15 protein-coding genes are annotated in these 15,036 nt (G+C 75.6%); 11 read left to right on the top strand and 4 right to left on the bottom strand.

The window, feature by feature from the left end; all coding sequences use genetic code 11:
* Positions 1–141: 141 nt before the first annotated feature.
* From ABTY61_RS01755 to ABTY61_RS01740, 4 genes are all read left to right on the top strand, one after another.
* Positions 142–441 (top strand): hypothetical protein, encoded by a 300-nt coding sequence (locus ABTY61_RS01755; protein WP_350502887.1) that lies wholly within the window; start codon positions 142–144, stop codon positions 439–441.
* Positions 438–1,628 (top strand): glycosyltransferase, encoded by a 1,191-nt coding sequence (locus ABTY61_RS01750; RefSeq protein WP_350502886.1) that lies wholly within the window; start codon positions 438–440, stop codon positions 1,626–1,628. The genes ABTY61_RS01755 and ABTY61_RS01750 overlap by 4 nt, the downstream gene beginning before the upstream one ends.
* Positions 1,629–1,812: 184 nt before the next feature.
* Complete coding sequence (locus tag ABTY61_RS01745; protein ID WP_350502885.1) at positions 1,813–2,787, top strand: ATP-binding cassette domain-containing protein; 975 nt, start codon at positions 1,813–1,815, stop codon at positions 2,785–2,787.
* 42 nt (positions 2,788–2,829) lie between these two features.
* A complete protein-coding gene (locus tag ABTY61_RS01740; protein WP_350502884.1) occupies positions 2,830–3,594 on the top strand; it encodes an ABC transporter permease in 765 nt (254 codons plus the stop codon).
* A gap of 106 nt (positions 3,595–3,700) precedes the next feature.
* On the opposite strand, the gene ABTY61_RS01735 is transcribed toward ABTY61_RS01740, so the two are convergent.
* The 4 genes from ABTY61_RS01735 to ABTY61_RS01720 form a co-directional block, all read right to left on the bottom strand.
* Positions 3,701–4,990: an aminotransferase-like domain-containing protein gene (locus ABTY61_RS01735; protein WP_350502883.1), complete on the bottom strand. Its 1,290-nt coding sequence runs from the start codon at positions 4,988–4,990 to the stop codon at positions 3,701–3,703.
* Positions 4,987–5,922: a LipP1 family hormone-sensitive lipase gene (gene lipP1 / locus ABTY61_RS01730; RefSeq protein ID WP_350502882.1), complete on the bottom strand. Its 936-nt coding sequence runs from the start codon at positions 5,920–5,922 to the stop codon at positions 4,987–4,989. The genes ABTY61_RS01735 and lipP1 overlap by 4 nt, the downstream gene beginning before the upstream one ends.
* Before the next feature lie 86 nt (positions 5,923–6,008).
* On the bottom strand, positions 6,009–6,839 hold the full coding sequence (locus tag ABTY61_RS01725) for a class I SAM-dependent methyltransferase (protein WP_350502881.1): 831 nt from the start codon (positions 6,837–6,839) through the stop codon (positions 6,009–6,011).
* A gap of 42 nt (positions 6,840–6,881) precedes the next feature.
* Positions 6,882–7,982, bottom strand: coding sequence for an alpha-hydroxy acid oxidase (locus ABTY61_RS01720; RefSeq protein WP_502895184.1), 1,101 nt, complete (start codon positions 7,980–7,982; stop codon positions 6,882–6,884).
* Positions 7,983–8,170: 188 nt separating this feature from the next.
* On the opposite strand from ABTY61_RS01720, the gene ABTY61_RS01715 reads away from it, so the two are divergent.
* The 7 genes from ABTY61_RS01715 (at position 8,171) to ABTY61_RS01685 (ending at position 15,036) form a co-directional block, all read left to right on the top strand.
* The gene (locus ABTY61_RS01715; protein WP_350502879.1) at positions 8,171–9,604 is read left to right on the top strand and encodes a class I adenylate-forming enzyme family protein; all 1,434 of its coding nucleotides are present in this window, start codon (positions 8,171–8,173) and stop codon (positions 9,602–9,604) included.
* Positions 9,605–9,681: 77 nt separating this feature from the next.
* The gene (locus tag ABTY61_RS01710) at positions 9,682–9,957 is read left to right on the top strand and encodes an acyl carrier protein (protein WP_188304079.1); all 276 of its coding nucleotides are present in this window, start codon (positions 9,682–9,684) and stop codon (positions 9,955–9,957) included.
* Positions 9,954–10,235: an acyl carrier protein gene (locus tag ABTY61_RS01705; RefSeq protein WP_350502878.1), complete on the top strand. Its 282-nt coding sequence runs from the start codon at positions 9,954–9,956 to the stop codon at positions 10,233–10,235. The genes ABTY61_RS01710 and ABTY61_RS01705 overlap by 4 nt, the downstream gene beginning before the upstream one ends.
* Positions 10,232–11,416 carry a beta-ketoacyl-[acyl-carrier-protein] synthase family protein gene (locus tag ABTY61_RS01700; RefSeq protein WP_350502877.1) on the top strand — a complete coding sequence of 395 codons (1,185 nt, stop codon included), beginning with the start codon at positions 10,232–10,234 and terminating at the stop codon, positions 11,414–11,416. Before ABTY61_RS01705 ends, ABTY61_RS01700 begins: the two co-directional genes overlap by 4 nt.
* 16 nt (positions 11,417–11,432) lie before the next feature.
* Positions 11,433–11,966, top strand: a complete 534-nt coding sequence (locus ABTY61_RS01695) for a beta-ketoacyl synthase N-terminal-like domain-containing protein (RefSeq protein WP_350502876.1) — start codon at positions 11,433–11,435, stop codon at positions 11,964–11,966.
* A gap of 188 nt (positions 11,967–12,154) precedes the next feature.
* Positions 12,155–13,786: a class I adenylate-forming enzyme family protein gene (locus ABTY61_RS01690; protein WP_350502875.1), complete on the top strand. Its 1,632-nt coding sequence runs from the start codon at positions 12,155–12,157 to the stop codon at positions 13,784–13,786.
* Positions 13,783–15,036 (top strand): beta-ketoacyl-[acyl-carrier-protein] synthase family protein, encoded by a 1,254-nt coding sequence (locus ABTY61_RS01685; protein ID WP_350502874.1) that lies wholly within the window; start codon positions 13,783–13,785, stop codon positions 15,034–15,036. The genes ABTY61_RS01690 and ABTY61_RS01685 overlap by 4 nt, the downstream gene beginning before the upstream one ends.

Genomic DNA, 15,036 nt, shown 5'->3' with positions numbered 1-15,036 from the left:
TCGTCGGGCGCCATCGAGGCCGCCTCCTCCCGGCCGTCGTCCCGGCCGTAGTCCCGGCCGTCGTCCACGCCGCCCCACGCACCGCCGCGGAGCCGCCGCGCACCCCAACCCGCTTTCGTCGACCGGACCGGAGAACCTCCCATGTCGGACCGTGAACCACCCTCCCCCGAACGGCCGTTGAACCGGTCGTTGGCCGCCCTGCTGGCCGAGGTGGCCGGCGCGCCCCCTGGCTGGGCCGACCGGCTGCCCCCGGACGCCCGGCTGGACGGCGACCTGCTGCTGGACGAGTGCGAACTCGCCGAGCTGGCCGTCCGACTGCCCCAACGCTTCGGCCCGGCCGCCGACCTGGCCGGACTGCGCGCCGGACTGGACCTGGCCGCCCTGGAGGCGCTGACCGTCGCCGACCTCCAGGCCCTGCTCCCCGAGGAGGACCGACGATGACCCGGTTCCTGCTGGTGATGCCGCCGCTCACCGGACACGTCAACCCGGCCGCGGGCATCGCCGCCGAGCTGACCGCGCGCGGCCACGAAGTCGCCTGGACCGGCACCGAGTCGGTGCTGCGCCCGCTGCTCGGCCCGGACGCACGGGTGCTCGGCACCGGCACCCGGGCCTTCCGCGCCCAGGGCGGGCACGGCCTGGCGGCGCTGCGCTCGCTCTGGGAGGGCTTCATCGTCCCGTACGCCCGGTTCACCGCGAAACCGCTGGACACCATCGTGCGGGAGTACCGGCCGGACGTACTGCTGGTCGACCAGCACACCCCGGCGGGCGCGCTGGTGGCGCACCGGCACGGGCTGCCGTGGGCGTCCTTCGCGCCCGGGGCGATGGAACTGGGCCGCCCGTACCGGGCGTTGCCGCAGGTCGAGGCGTGGATGACCGGGCTGCTGCGCGGGCTGTGGGAGCGGGCCCGACTGCCCGCCGAGGAGTACCTGGACCCGCGCTGCTCCCCCGCCCTGGTGCTGGCCACCACCGGACCCGCGCTGACCGGCAGCACCCCGCCGGCACACCACGCGCTGGTCGGGCCGGTGCTCACGGCGCGCCCGCCCGATCCGCACTTCCCGTGGCAGCGGCTGCTGCCGGGGCTGCGGCGGGTGCTGGTCACCATGGGCACGCTGGCCGGCGGGCTGGGCGCGGACTTCCACGCGCGGGCCGCCCGGGCGCTGGAACTGTGCGGACCGGGGGTGCAGCCGGTGTTCGCGGCGCCGCGCGAGCTGCTGCCCCCGACGGCCGAACTCCCGCCGCACGCCGTGGCGGTGGACCGGGCTCCGGTGCTGGAACTGCTGGCGCGCGGCGAGCTGGACGCGGTGCTCTGCCACGGCGGGATGAACACCGTGGGCGAGGCGCTGGCGCACGGCGTGCCGCTGGTGACCGCGCCGATCCGGCACGACCAGCCGTTCGTCGCCGCGCAGGTGGCGGCGGCCGGGGCGGGCGTGCGGGTGCCGTTCGCCCGGGTGACGCCCGAGCGGCTGGCGGCGGCGCTCACCGCCGCACTCGAGCCAACGGGCCTCCGGGACCGGGCGGTTCAGGTCGGCCGGGATCTGCTGGCGGGCGGCGGGGCGGCCGCCGCGGCTGACCGGCTGGAGGCACTGGCCGGTGGCGGGGCCGTGACAGCGGCTCGGCGGGCCCGCTGACGGCGGCTCGGCGGGCCCGCAGGCCGGCCCTTAGCAGATCGGGTGATCACACGTCCATTGGTCTAGGCCATTGTCTCCGGGTGGGGTCCGCCCCTAGGGTGTCGCAGCAACACCGCCTTTCCCAGGCGCCGAGCCCGCCCTTTCCCGGGTGCCGTGGCAGCCCATCCCCGTACGGGAGTTCCGGTTGATCGAGACCGCGGGACTGCGCAAGTCCTACCGCAAGAAGACCTCCCGCCGACGCGGCGAGGACGCCACCGTCGACGCCGTACGCGGCATCGACCTGTCCGTCGCCGCCGGCGAGATCTACGGCTTCCTCGGCCCCAACGGCGCCGGGAAGACCACCACCCTGCGCATGCTGGCCACCCTGATCCGCCCGGACGGCGGACGGGCCGACATCGCCGGGGCCGACCTGTTCGCGGACCCGGCCGAGGTCCGCCGCCGGATCGGCTACGTCGCCCAGGGCGGCGGGACCACCGACAACGTCAGCGCCCGCGAGGAACTGGTGCTCCAGTCCCGGCTGTACGGCGCGGGCAAGGCGCAGGCCGCCCGGGCCGCCGAGGACGCCCTCAAGGCCTTCGACCTGGGCGACTTCGGCGACCGGCCGTGCGCCACCTACTCCGGCGGCCAGCGCCGCCGGGTGGACATCGCCCTCGGGGTGATCCACCGGCCGCAGGTGCTGTTCCTGGACGAGCCGACGGTCGGGCTGGACCCGGCCAGCCGGGCCCACGTCTGGGAGGAGATCCGCCGGCTGCGCACCGAGGGCATGACCGTGGTCGTCACCACCCACTACCTGGACGAGGCCGACGCGCTCTGCGACCGGGTCGCCATCGTCGACCACGGCCAGGTGGTGGCCGAGGGCACGCCCGAGGCGCTCAAGCGCGAGATCTCCGGCGACGTCGTGCTGCTCGGGCTCGTCCCGGGCGAGGACGCCGCCGAACGCGCGGCCGCGGCGCTGCGCCCGCAGCCGTACCTGCACCGGCTGGAGACCGACGGCGACGAGGGGCTGCGGCTCTACCTGGAGGACGGCGCGGCCGCCATCCCGCAGCTGCTGCGCGCCGTGGAGGCGGCGGGCGTCACCCCCGGCACCGTACAGCTCCAACGGCCCAGCCTGGACGACGTGTTCCTGGCCCGCACCGGCCGCTCGCTGCGGCAGTCCTGACCCAGCCCCACCGCCCTGCCTGCCCGACCCCCTGGGGAGACCGTGAAGCTCGCCCGCGACACCTGGCTGATCCTCCAGCGCCAGCTGCTGCTCATGATCCGCACCCCGATCTGGATCGCCGTCGGCATCATCCAGCCGTTGTTCTACCTGCTGCTGTTCGCCCCGCTGCTGAAGAAGGTGCTCGCCCCCGACGGCGCCGGCAGCTACGCCGACGCCTACCAGGTGTACGTGCCCGGCCTGCTGGCCGTGCTGTGCATCTTCGGCGGGCTGTTCACCGGCTTCAGCCTGCTGGGCGAGCTCAAGGCCGGGATCATCGAGCGCTCCCGGGTCACCCCGGTCAGCCGGCTGGCACTGCTGCTCGGGCGGGCGCTGCGGGAGATGGTGGCGCTGCTGGTGCAGGCCGTCCTGATCACCCTGATCGCCCTGCCGTTCGGCCTGCGGGTCAGCCCGCCGAACCTGCTGCTCGCCTACCTGCTGCTCGGCCTGCTGGCACTGATGACCTCGGCGATCTCCTTCGGCATCGCCCTGATGGTGCCCACCGACGCCGCCATGTCGCCGGTGGTGAACACCATCGCCCAGCCGATCGCACTGCTCTCCGGGGTGCTGCTGCCGCTCACCCTGGCGCCGGAATGGCTGCAGCAGCTCGCCCGATGGAACCCCTTCTACTGGGCGGTGGAGGGCATGCGCGCGCTGTTCTCCGGGCACGCCGGGGACGCCGCGGTCTGGCAGGGGCTGCTGGTGGTCGCGCTGATGACCGTCGTGGCGGTGTCCTGGTCGGCCCGGCTGTTCTCCACCCGGGTGCGGTAGGGCGCGCCGGTACGGCACAGGGGCCCGGCTCGGGGGTGCGAGCCGGGCCGCCACGTTTGCCGGGCACTCGGGAGGAGCGCTCGGGAGGAGCACTCAGGAGGAGCACTCAGGAGCGGATGAACTCCGCCAACTTGACTACTCCGTCAATGATCTGAGCCTGCGTCAGCGAGCTGATCGAGAGCCGCAGCCGGTGCTCGCCGCCGCCCGCCGGGTAGAACGGCGCCATCGGCGTCCACAGCACCCCGAACTCCCGGGCACAGCGCTCCATCGCCGCGTCGTCGGCCCGGAAGGGCACCGTCAGCACGGCGAAGAAGCCGCCCTCCGGCCGGTTCCAGTCCACCCCCAGCCGGCGCCGCTCGGAGGCCGGGAAGTGCCGGTCCAGCTCCCGCAGCAGGGTGTCCATCCCGGCCGCGTAGTGGGCCGTGGCGCGGGCGTTGGCGGCGCGCAGACTGCACTCGTGGACCAGCAGCATGCCGCCGATGACGGCCTGGCTGAGCGCGGGGGTGTTGACCGTCGTCATGCTCTTCAGCTTGGCCAGTTCGTCGGCGAGCAGGCTGCGCCGCCCGCCCGGGCCGGCCACCTCCTGGTCGGCGACCACGTAGCCGACCCGGGCGCCCGGGAAGCAGGTCTTGGCGAAGGAGCCCAGGTAGACCACCTGGCGGCGGCGGTCCAGCGCCTTGAGGGTGGGCCGCGGGCCGGGGGTGCGGGCGAAGAAGCCGTACGGGTTGTCCTCGACGACCAGCAGGCCCTCCTCGGCGGCCGCCGCCAGCAGCCGGGTGCGGGCGGCGACCGGCATGCTGGTGCCGGAGGGGTTGGCGAAGTCCGGGACGACGTACAGGGCGCGCGGGCGGCGCCCCCCGGCCCGTACCTCCCGGGCGGCGGCGCGGACGGCCTCCGGGTCGGGGCCGCCGTCGGGGCCCTCGGGGACCGGCAGGGTGGTCAGGTCGAGCAGCCGGGCGGCGCCGGTGACGCCGACGTAGCAGGGCGAGCTGACCAGCAGCACGTCCTGCGGGCCCGCGCACAGGGCGCGCAGGACGAGCAGCATGCCCTCCTGGGCGCCGACGGTGAGCACCAGGGCCCCGGGGTCGACGGTGAGGCCCTCGTCGTTGGCGAGGGTGCGGGCGACCAGGTCGGCGATGATGCCCTTGGTGGGGCCGTACTGGAACAGCGCGGTGCGCACGGCGTCGCGGTCCAGTCCGCGGTCGGCCAGGTGGTCGAGGTAGCCGTCCAGGTAGGCGGGGACGTCCTCGGGTTCGAAGAAGCCCTCGTAGGGGCGGCCGGGGGCGAAGGAGACGGCCCCGGGGTAGCGGGTGGTGACCTCGTTGAGGAAGGTCATCGCGTCCAGCAGCGGGTCGGCGAGCGAGCCGTGCAGATCGGCCAGGTCGAGGTCGGTCACCGCAGCGCCTCCCGCAGTCGCTCGGCGGCGTGCGCCTGGGCCTCGGCGGCGGCGTCCAGGGTGCCGGTCATGGCGAAGAAGCCGTGCGGCACGCCCTGGTAGCGGCGCAGCTCCACCGGCACCCCGGCGGCGCGCAGCGCCTCGGCGTACTGCTCGCCCTCGTCGCGCAGCGGGTCGTACTCTGCGGTGAGGACGGTCGCGGGCGGCAGGCCGGACAGGTCGGCGGCCCGCAGCGGGGACGCGTACGGGGCGGCGCCGTCGGCCGGGTCGGCCAGGTAGTGGCTCCAGTACCAGGCGACCGAGCGGCGGTTGAAGAACAGCGGGTCGTCGTGCTCGCGCAGTGAGGGGGTGTCGGCGGCGTGGTCGGTGTTGGGGTAGACCAGCAGTTGGTGGCGCAGCGCGGGGCCGCCCTCGGCGCGCAGCAGCAGGGTGAGGGCGGCGGCGAGGTTGCCGCCGGCGCTGTCGCCGCCGACCGCGAGGCGGTCCGGGTCGATGCCGAACCCGGCGGCCCGGGAGACCAGTTGGCTCAGCGCGGCACGGCAGTCGTGCAGGGCGGCGGGGAACGGGTGCTCGGGGGCCGGCCGGTAGCCGACCGAGGCGGTGACGCAGCCGACGGCGTTGCTGAGACGGCGGCAGATCGCGTCGCTGGTGTCGATCGAGCCGAGCGTCCAGCCGCCGCCGAACAGGTAGAGCAGGGCGGGCAGTCGGCGGCCGGGTGGTTCGGGCCGGTAGAGCCGCAGGGTGAGTTCGCCGCCTGGGCCGGGGATGCGGTGCTCCTCGACGGCGGCGACCGGCTCGGGGGTGCCGGCCGCGGCGCGGATGTCGGCGAGGTCGGCGGCGCGGGCCTCGGCGAGGGTCAGGGTGTACAGCGGCGGCGCGCCGCTGCGCGCGCGGTGGGCGCGCAGGGCCTCGGCCTGGGGGTGCAGGGGCATGGGTGGCGGTCCGTTCGGTGGCCCGGCCGGGGCCGGGCGGCGGCTCGGCGGGGGTTCAGTGTTGGCTCAGCGGGCTCAGCGAGGGCTCAGCGGTCGGCCTCGACGTAGACGGTCTCGTCGGTGCGGAAGGCCGTGTCGAGGTCGGCGACGTCCGAACGGAGGCCCTGGCGGTAGGCGCAGTGGCGGATCTGGTCGGGGGTGAACCCGGCCAGGGTGAGGACGTGCCGCAGTTCGTCCAGGTCGTAGATCCACTGGTGGCCGTAGTACCGGAAGATCTGGTTGACCAGGAAGGCCGGGCGGGCGGGCATCGGCGGACCGAAGCCGAGGGTGCCGAGCCGACGGCGGTGCTTGGCGAGGAAGCCGTCGCCGGTGGCGTAGCCGACCAGGTAGCGGGCCAGGTCGGGGGTGGTGAGCCGGAGCACGCCGCCGGGGCGCAGGATCCGGCGGGCCTCGCGCAGCCAGCCGACCGCGACGGGCAGGGAGACGTGCTCGATCAGGTGCTCGGCGTAGACCCAGTCGACGCTGGCGTCGGCGAAGGGCAGCGGGCGGGAGATGTCGAGCTGGGTGAACCAGCGGTCGCCGTCGACCCGGTAGAGGGTGCCGGGCTCGGTGGCCGGGCCAGGGCCGGTCGCGTCCGCGGGGCCACGCAGGGTGGCCAGGTCGGTGCCGAGGCCCTCCGGGTGGGCGGTCCGGAAGGCGGCGAACTCGATGCCGGTGAGGCCGAGTTCACGGAAGTCGCGGTGGTCGTGCGGCAGTGCGCCGGGGCGGGCCTCGAGCTTCCCGCAGGTGGCGACCTGGGCGCTGAAGGCGTCCAGGCGGGCGTCGAGCCCGTCCGGGTCGTCCCAGTCCCAGCCGGGGAAGCGGTCGCCCGGTCCGGCCTTCGGTGCGCTCGCCGGCGTGCTCGTCGGTTCGGTCATCGGTTCTCCTCCTGGAGGAACGTGCTGCGGGTGCGGCGCGGTTCAGCCGTCCGCTCGGGGCCAGCGGGCGAGGGCGTCGCGACCCAGGTCGGCGAGCCGGGGGCGGCCCAACAGGGCCAGGGTGTGGTCGAGTTCCTCGTGCAGCAGCCGGAGCACCCGGTGCACCCCGGCCGCACCGCCGGTGGCCAGGCCCCACAGGGCCGGTCGGCCGATCAGCACGGCCCGGGCGCCGAGGGCGAGGGCGACCGCGATGTCGGTGCCGGTGCGCACGCCGCCGTCGAACAACACCGGGAGCTCGGCGGGTACCGTGTCGACCACCTCGGGCAGGGCGGTCAGCGCCGGGAGCGCGCCGTCGAGCTGGCGGCCGCCGTGGTTGGAGACCAGGAGCGCGTCCACGCCGTGTTCGACGGCCAGCCGGGCGTCCTCGGCGGTCAGCACGCCCTTGAGGACCAGCGGCAGCCGGGTGCGCTCGCGCAGCCAGGCCAGGTCGGCCCAGGTCAGGGTGGGGTCGAACTGCTCGCGGGCGTGCTCGGCGATGCCCGAACTGCCGTCGGCGGCGCGGTGGCTGGCAGACATCAGGGTCTCGTCCAGGTTGACCGCGCGGACGGTGGGCGGGACGGCGAAGCCGTTGCGCAGGTCGCGCAGCCGGCGGCCGATCCGGGGCGCGTCCACGGTCAGCACCAGGGCGCGGAAGCCGACCGCCTCGGCGCGTTCGACCAGGGCGGCCAGCGCGGCGCGGCGGCGCAGCCAGTAGAGCTGGAGCCAGAGCGGGCCGGTGGCGGCCGCGGCGATCTCCTCGAGGGTGCGGCTGGCGAACATCCCGGCGACCAGCAGGGCTCCGGCACGACCGGCGGCGCGTGCGGTGGCGGTCTCGCCCTCCGGGTCGACCAGCCGGTGGTAGGCCATCGGGGCGATGCCGAGCGGGGTCCGCAGCGGTGCGCCGAGCAGGGTCAGCGCGGGGTCGCAGGCCGAGACGTCGACCAGGGTGCGCGGGCGCAGTGCATAGTGCCCGAACACCTCCCGGTTCGCCGCCAGGGTGCGTTCCGCGCCGCTGCCGCCCTCGATGAAGTCCCAGATTTCCGGGGGGAGTCGATCGCGTGCGGCGTGCTCGATCCCGGCCAGCGTGAGTGCTCCCACGGGCATCCTCGTTTCCCGGACGGCCACGCGCGGACCAGTCCCGGTTGGGCAGCGTAGGAGCAACGCCCACATTGGTATAGACCTTGATTTGACCAAACGTCTGTGCCAAGGTCTGGCAACGGAATTGACCGTATTGGTTGAGAACGACGCCCATTGCGTCCATGTCAAATCCCCCTCACTTGTGTGGAGCCGCGTTGACCGGCTTTTCCCCCTTTTCGCTTCCGCTTTCCGCACCGCCGCACGCCGACGCCCCGCAGGACTGGGTCGAGCGGTCGCTGCTGGCCGGGCCGGGCGGCGAGGAGTGCCTGCGCCTCGGCGCACCCCTCGACCGGGACGCCCTGCGCGCCCTGGTCGAGGAGCAGTGCGTCCGACTGACCGCCGCCGGGCTCGGCCCGGGCGGCACCGCCGCGCTGCGGCTGCCGCCCTCGGTGGCGTTCGTCGCCGTGCTGCTGGCCTGCTGGCGGCTCGGCGCCCAAGTCGCGCTGCTCGACCACCGGTTGACCGACCACGAGGTGGACACGGCGGTGGCCGGGCTCACCCCGCAGGTGCTGGTAGGCTCCGCCCACCGGCCCGCCGCGGCGCTGCGCGGCTTCTCCGAGGTCGAGCCGGTCGCCACCGCACTACCGGACGGGCTGCCGGCCCGCACCGGGCACGCGCTGATCCAGCTCAGCTCCGGATCCACCGGCCCGGCCAAGGTCATCGCCCGCACCGCCGCCGACCTGCTGCGCGAACTCGACTGCTACCGCAGGCTGGTGGAGTTCCCGGGCGAGGGCGAGCGGGTCGTGCTGCTGTCCTCGGTGGTGCACGTGCTCGGGCTGGTCGGCGGGCTGCTCAACAGCCTGCACGCCCGGGCCGCGCTCACCGTGCCGGAACGGATGACGGCGGCCGGGATCCTCGCCGCGGTCGCCGCCGACGAGCGGCCGACCACCGTCGTCGGGGTGCCCTTCCACGCCGAACTGCTGGCCGGGACGGTCGCTCCCCCGCCGCTGCCGCAACTGCGCCGGATGGTCGTGGCAGGCGAACTGGTCCGCCCGGGCCTGCCCGCGCTGTTCACCGAACGGTACGGCGTGCCGCTCGGCACCATGTACGGCATGACCGAGACCGGGGTCATCGCCACCGACCTCGACGGCACGCTGCACCCCGCCAAGCGCCCCGTCCACGGCATGCGGATGCGACTCGTCGCCGGCGAGTTGCAGCTCGGCGCCGCCTCCTCCCCGTACCCGGGGCTGGACGACCCGGGCCGCTGGGCGGACGGCTGGCTGCACACCCGCGACGCCGCCGCGCTGGACGAGGCGACCGGCCTGGTCACCGTGCTCGGCCGGCTCGACTCCCAGGTCTCGATCGGCGGGCTGAAGGTCGACCTCACCGAGGTCGAGCAGACCCTCGCCGCACTTCCCGAGGTCCGCGAGGCCGTCGTCGTCTTCGACGGCGAGGCGATCGAGGCCTACCTGTCCGTCGAAGCCGGGGCCGACCCCGCCCTCGTCCAGGACGGGTTGGCGCGTCGGCTCGCCGCCTACAAGCGGCCGCGCCGGCTCGTCCTGCTGCCCGCCCTCCCCCGCACCGCCACCGGAAAGCTGCTGCGCGACCCGGCCGCCCTGCGCGACACCGCCGCGGCCGCCGTGCGCTGACGGACGCACCACCGCCGAAACTCCGCCGGACCTCCGCAGGCCACCCTCCGCACCATCCCGACAAGGAGCCCACCATCATGCAGGACCGCATCCGCGCGTTCGTTCTGGCCGCCCTCACCGAGATGCAGTACGACGTCTCCGAGGTCACCGGGGACACCGACCTCGGCCCGGCCGGGCTGGACCTCGAATCCCTCGCGCTGGCCGAGCTCTCGGTGCAGGTCGAGGACGAGTTCGGGATCAAGTTCGACCTGGACGAGATGGAGACCACCGCGATGATGACGCTGGACGAGTTCACCGCCGACGTCGTCAAGCGGATCGACGCCCTCCCCGCCACCGCCGGCAGCGCCGCGTGACCGGCGCCGCCCGCCCCGCGCACTCCGCGCCCGGCAGGCTCCCCGACCGGGCCGAAGTCCTGGCGATGCTGGCGGCGTTCGGGCAGCGCGCCGCCGACACTGTGCCCGAGGAGCTCGGCTCACTCGAACTGACCTGGCTGATCGCCGAGTTCGAGCAGCGCTACGACATCCAGGTGGATCTGGACGACGAACACTTCGGCGCCGTGCGGACGGTCGACGACGCCGTCGAGCTGCTGCGCTCGACAGTGCTCGCCGAACACGCCGGGGCGCGGCCGTGACCGGCGCCGCCCCGCTCGGCGCCGCCCCGCTCGGGCCCGTCCCGACGCCCCGGTCCGTAGCGGCCTCCGCCCGCCCGGTGGTCACCGGCGTCGGGGTGCTCAGCGCCGCCGGGCGCGGGCTCGCCGCACTGACCGAGGCCACCGCCCACGGCAAGGCCGCGTTCGCCGAGGTGACCCGCTTCGACGTGAGCGGCCGCCGCACCACCCGGGCCGCCCTGCTGCCCGGGACGGTGCCGCTGGCCAGCACCTTCCCGCTGGCCCGGGCCGTGCTCGACGCGATCGGGCAGGCCTGTCGGCAGGCCGGGCTGACCGCCGCCGAGGGCTCCGCACTGCCCGTCCTGCTCGCCCTGCACAGTGACGAGCGCACCCGCGCCACCGCCGACGCGGTGGCGGCCGGGGTCCGCGCGCACTGGGGCGCGCCGGGCGTCACCCGGGTGTACACCGGCGCCTGCGTGGCGGCGGCCACCGCCGTCGCCGACGCCGCCGCCCTGGTCTCCGGCGGGCGGCACGAACGCGTCCTGGTCGCGGCCGGCCACCTGGTCGAGCCCGGGGTGTTCGCCGTCTTCGACGCCGGACGCGCCCTGGCCCGGGACGGCGAACTGCGCCCGTTCAGTACCGGCCGCACCGGCACCCTGCTCGGCGACGCGGCCGCCGCCGTCCTGGTCGAGTCCGCCCCGGCCGCCGAACGGCGCGGCGCGCCCGCGCTCGCCCGGCTGGCCGGCTGGGGCCGGGCCGGAGACGCCCACCACGTCTGCCGCCCGGAGCCGGACGGCGCCGGGGTGGCCCGGGCGATCGAGGCCGCGCTGGCCCGCGCGGGCGTCACCCCGGAGCAGGTCGGCTACGTCAACGCCAACGGCACCGGCTCCGACCTCGCCGACCAGGCCGAAGCCACCGCCCTGCGGCGGGTGTTCGGCCCGCATACCGACCAACTGCCGGTCAGCTCCAGCAAATCCGTGCACGGCCACGCCCTGGAGGCCTCCGCCCTGCTCGAACTCGCCGTCACCGTCGGCGCCTTGGACACCGGCCTGACCCCGGTGAACGCCGGCTGGCTCGGACCCGACCCGGGCATCCGGCTCGACCTCGTGCTGGACGGCCCGCACACCGCCCGCCCCGACTACGCGCTCAGCCTCAACTCCGCCTTCGGCGGCGCCAACACCGCCCTGCTGCTGGCCGCCGCCTGATCCCGACACCCACACCATGACCACCCCTGCCGCCACCGCCCCGCGCGTCCTCGCCGAGGCCCGCCGCCCCGGCCCGGACCTCGACGGACCCCCGCCACCGCTGCCCGGTTTCGCCCCCTCCGGCCTGGGCCCGCTGATCGCCGACACCGCCGAGCGCTGCCTGCGCGCCCACCACGGCCCGCCCCCCGCGCCCGGACGCACCGCCCTGCTGCTCGCCAGCGCGAGCGGCGACCGCGCCACCGCGCGCGCCATCGACCTGAGCGCGGAGCCCGGACGGCGCCCGGCCCCGCTGCTGTTCTTCCAGTCCAACCCCAACGCCGTCCTCGGGCACATCGCCGCCCGCTGGGGCCTGACCGGCCCCGTCGTGGCGATCAGCCCGGCCGAGGCCGCACCCGGCACGGTCCCCGCGGACGCGTACGAGCTGGCCGCGCTGCTGCTCGCCGACGGCGACGCCGACCACGTCCTGGTCATCGCCGCCGAGCAGTCCGCCGAACAGTCCGCCGACGGCGACCACGCCGTGGCCGTGCTGCTCACCCACCCTGCCGACTGAACCCGCGGGACCTCCCCGGCCGTAGCCGTCGATGAGGCCCGCCGCCTGACGCAGCCGTACCCGGCACACCAGCGACCGCCCGGCCCACCCCCGCACCGCCGACGCCCGGCCGCCGCCCGCGCCCGCCGCACCCCGACACCCGATCAGCCGCCCGGGCCGCCCCGGCCCCGAGGGAGGGATCCACCCCCGTGACCATCCGCAGTCTCCGCACCCACCTCGCGGACGACCCCGACGTGGGCGCCGGCAACGTGCTGACCGCCCGGATCGCCCTCGGCCAGGGCCTGGACGAGCCGCTGCTCACCTTCGACACCCCGGTGGACCACCACCCCGCCTGGCAGCCGCTCACCCTGCGCGAGCTCGACCGCGCCGTCCGGGCCCGCGCCGCCGCCCTGCACGGCCTCGGCATCACCCGGCGCGACCCGGTCGTGGTCTACGCGAGCGACGCCGCCGACCACGTGCTCGCCTTCCTCGCGCTGGCTCGGCTCGGCGCCGTCCCCGCCCTGCTCAACCCCAACCTGGACGGCGAGCGGGCCGCCCGCTACATCGCCCGGATCGGCGCCGCCGGGGTGCTCGCCGACCCCGCCCACCTGGCCGCCCTGGCCGGCCACGACCCGGGCGCGCCGCTGCTGCCCGAGATCGCCGGCCTCGGCGCGGGCGACCCGGACGCCGCCCCGGAGGCGTACCGGCACTGGTCCGGGGACCCGGTGGCGATCACCCACTCCTCCGGCACCACCGGCATGCCCAAGGCCGTCGTCCACTCCCACGCGAGCCTGTACGCGGCGATCCGCCACCGGCTGCGGCTGCCCCGCCCGCAGGGCCAGGACCGGATGCTCAGCGCCCTGCCCGCCCCGCACGCCGCGACCCTGATCGCGCTCAACCTGGCACTCAGCTCGCACACCGAACTCGCCTGCCTCTCCGCCCAGTCCGGCGCGGGGGTACTGGACGCGATCGAGCGCTGGCGCCCCACCGGGGTGGTCGGCTTCGCCGCCACCTGGTCCGACCTCGCCCACCACGACCTGACCGCACGGGACTTGGCGTCCGTCGCGCTCTGGTGGAACACCGGCGACTGCGCCCACGAGGTGCACATCCGCCGGCTGATCGCCACCGGCAGCCGGCAGACCGTCACCCGTGACGGCCGGACCAGACTGCCCGGCTCGCTGTTCGTGGACGGCCTCGGCTCCACCGAGATGGGCCACTCCCACTTCTTCATCACCCACGGCCCCGGCACCGAACGCTACGGGCGCTGCGTCGGCCGCCCGCACGCCTTCGTGGACTGCGAGGTGGTCGGCCCGGACGGCGAACCGCTCGGCCCCGGTGAGGTCGGCGAACTCGCCACCGCCTCGCCGACGTTGGCGCTCGGCTACTGGAACGACTCGGCCACCACCTTCCGCACCCGGCTGCGCGGCCGCTTCCTCACCGGGGACCTGATGTACCGGGACGAGGAGGGCTACTGGTACCACGTCGACCGGGCCGTCGACTCACTCGAACTCGCCGACGGAAAAAGGCTGTTCACCGCGATGTCGGAGGAGCGGGTGCTGGCCGCCCGGCCCGACGTGCTGGACTGCACGGTGGTCGCGGTCCGGGACGGCGAGCGGGTGGTCACCGACGTGCTGCTGCTCCTGGCCGAGGAGGCCGACCGGGGCGCCGCCGTCGCGGCCGACCGCGAGAAGGCCGTGGTCGCCGCCCTGGACGAGGCCACCGCCGCGACCGTGCGCCAGGTCCTGGTGGTCACCGGCGACGACATCCCGCTCGGCCCGACCGGAAAGGTCCGCAAGGTGCTGCTGCGTCAGCGCCACCTCGAGGCGGTGAGCGCCCGGTGACCGGACGCGAAGCCGCCGTCATCACCGGCATCGGCCTGGTCTCCCCGCTCGGCCGCAAGCCCGCCGAGGTGTTCGAGGCACTGTCGGCCGGCCGCTCCGGCCTGCGCGCCGTCCCCGAGGGCCACCCCGCGCACGGCTGGCTGCCCGCCGCCGGCATCGCCCCCGCCGTGGACGGGCGCGAGGTGCTGCCGCCCACCGAGACCCGCTGCGTGGACCGCTTCGTGCTGCTCGCCCTGGCAGCCGCCGACGACGCGCTCGCCGACGCCGCCCTGGTGGTCGGCCGGGACGCCGACCCGCACCGCACCGCCGTGGTGCTGGCCACCGGGGGCGGCGGCCTGGAGACCTTCGAGCAGCAGTCGCACCGCCGGCTGGAGCGCGGCCGCCCCGGCGTCAGCCCGTACCTGCTGCCGGGCATGCTCTCCAACATGGCCGCCGCCCGGATCGCCATCAAGTACGGTATCCGCGGCTACAGTTCGGCCGTGGTGACGGCCTGCGCGGCCGGCGCCCAGGCGATCGCCGAGGGGCTGCGGCTGATCCGCGCGGGCGACGCCGACGTGGTGGTGTGCGGCGGCACCGAGTCCTCGCTGCACCCGACGATCGCCGCCGCCTTCACCAACGCCCGCGCCCTGGCCCAGGGTTGGGATGATCCGGAGCAGTCCAGCCGGCCCTTCGACAAGCGCCGCAACGGCTTCGTGCTGGGCGAGGGCAGCGCCGTCCTGGTCCTGGAGAGCGCCGCTCACGCCGCCGCACGCGGCGCCACCGGGTACGCGGACGTGCTCGGCTGGGGCGCCTCCACCGACGCCCACCACCCGACCATGCCCCGCCCGGACGGCACCGGCGCCGCCGACGCGATGCGCATGGCGCTCGCCAACGCGGGCCTGGCACCGGGCGACATCGACTACGTGAACGCCCACGGCACCGGCACCAAGCTCGGTGACACGGCCGAGACCGCCGCCCTGCACGCCGTCTTCGGCGCGCACCGGCCGGCGGTCAGCTCCACCAAGGGCGCCACCGGCCATCTCCTGGGCGCGGCAGGCGCGTTGGAGGCGGCGTTGACGGCCCTGGCGGTGGCGAGGGGGACGCTGCCGCCGACGCTCAACCTGACCGACCCGGACCCGACCTGCGACCTGGACCACGTCCGGGGCGCCGCCCGGTCCACCCCGGTGCGCGCCGCGCTGAGCAACGCCTTCGCCTTCGGCGGCCACAACCTGAGCCTGATCCTCGGCCCGGCCTCCGTCCGCACACCCTAG

Source organism: Kitasatospora sp. NPDC096128, from assembly GCF_040303105.1.
Classification (GTDB): domain Bacteria; phylum Actinomycetota; class Actinomycetes; order Streptomycetales; family Streptomycetaceae; genus Kitasatospora.
The sequence above is the reverse complement of the archived record's forward strand: the minus strand, read 5'-3'. Positions and strand labels throughout refer to the sequence as shown.

Coding starts and splice junctions, on each gene's coding strand:
- ABTY61_RS01755 (WP_350502887.1), top strand. CDS start 142: ATGTCGGACCGTGAACCACCCTCCCCCGAACGGCCGTTGAACCGGTCG.
- ABTY61_RS01710 (WP_188304079.1), top strand. CDS start 9,682: ATGCAGGACCGCATCCGCGCGTTCGTTCTGGCCGCCCTCACCGAGATG.
- ABTY61_RS01750 (WP_350502886.1), top strand. CDS start 438: ATGACCCGGTTCCTGCTGGTGATGCCGCCGCTCACCGGACACGTCAAC.
- ABTY61_RS01695 (WP_350502876.1), top strand. CDS start 11,433: ATGACCACCCCTGCCGCCACCGCCCCGCGCGTCCTCGCCGAGGCCCGC.
- ABTY61_RS01720 (WP_502895184.1), bottom strand. CDS start 7,982: ATGCCCGTGGGAGCACTCACGCTGGCCGGGATCGAGCACGCCGCACGC.
- ABTY61_RS01725 (WP_350502881.1), bottom strand. CDS start 6,839: ATGACCGAACCGACGAGCACGCCGGCGAGCGCACCGAAGGCCGGACCG.
- lipP1 (WP_350502882.1), bottom strand. CDS start 5,922: ATGCCCCTGCACCCCCAGGCCGAGGCCCTGCGCGCCCACCGCGCGCGC.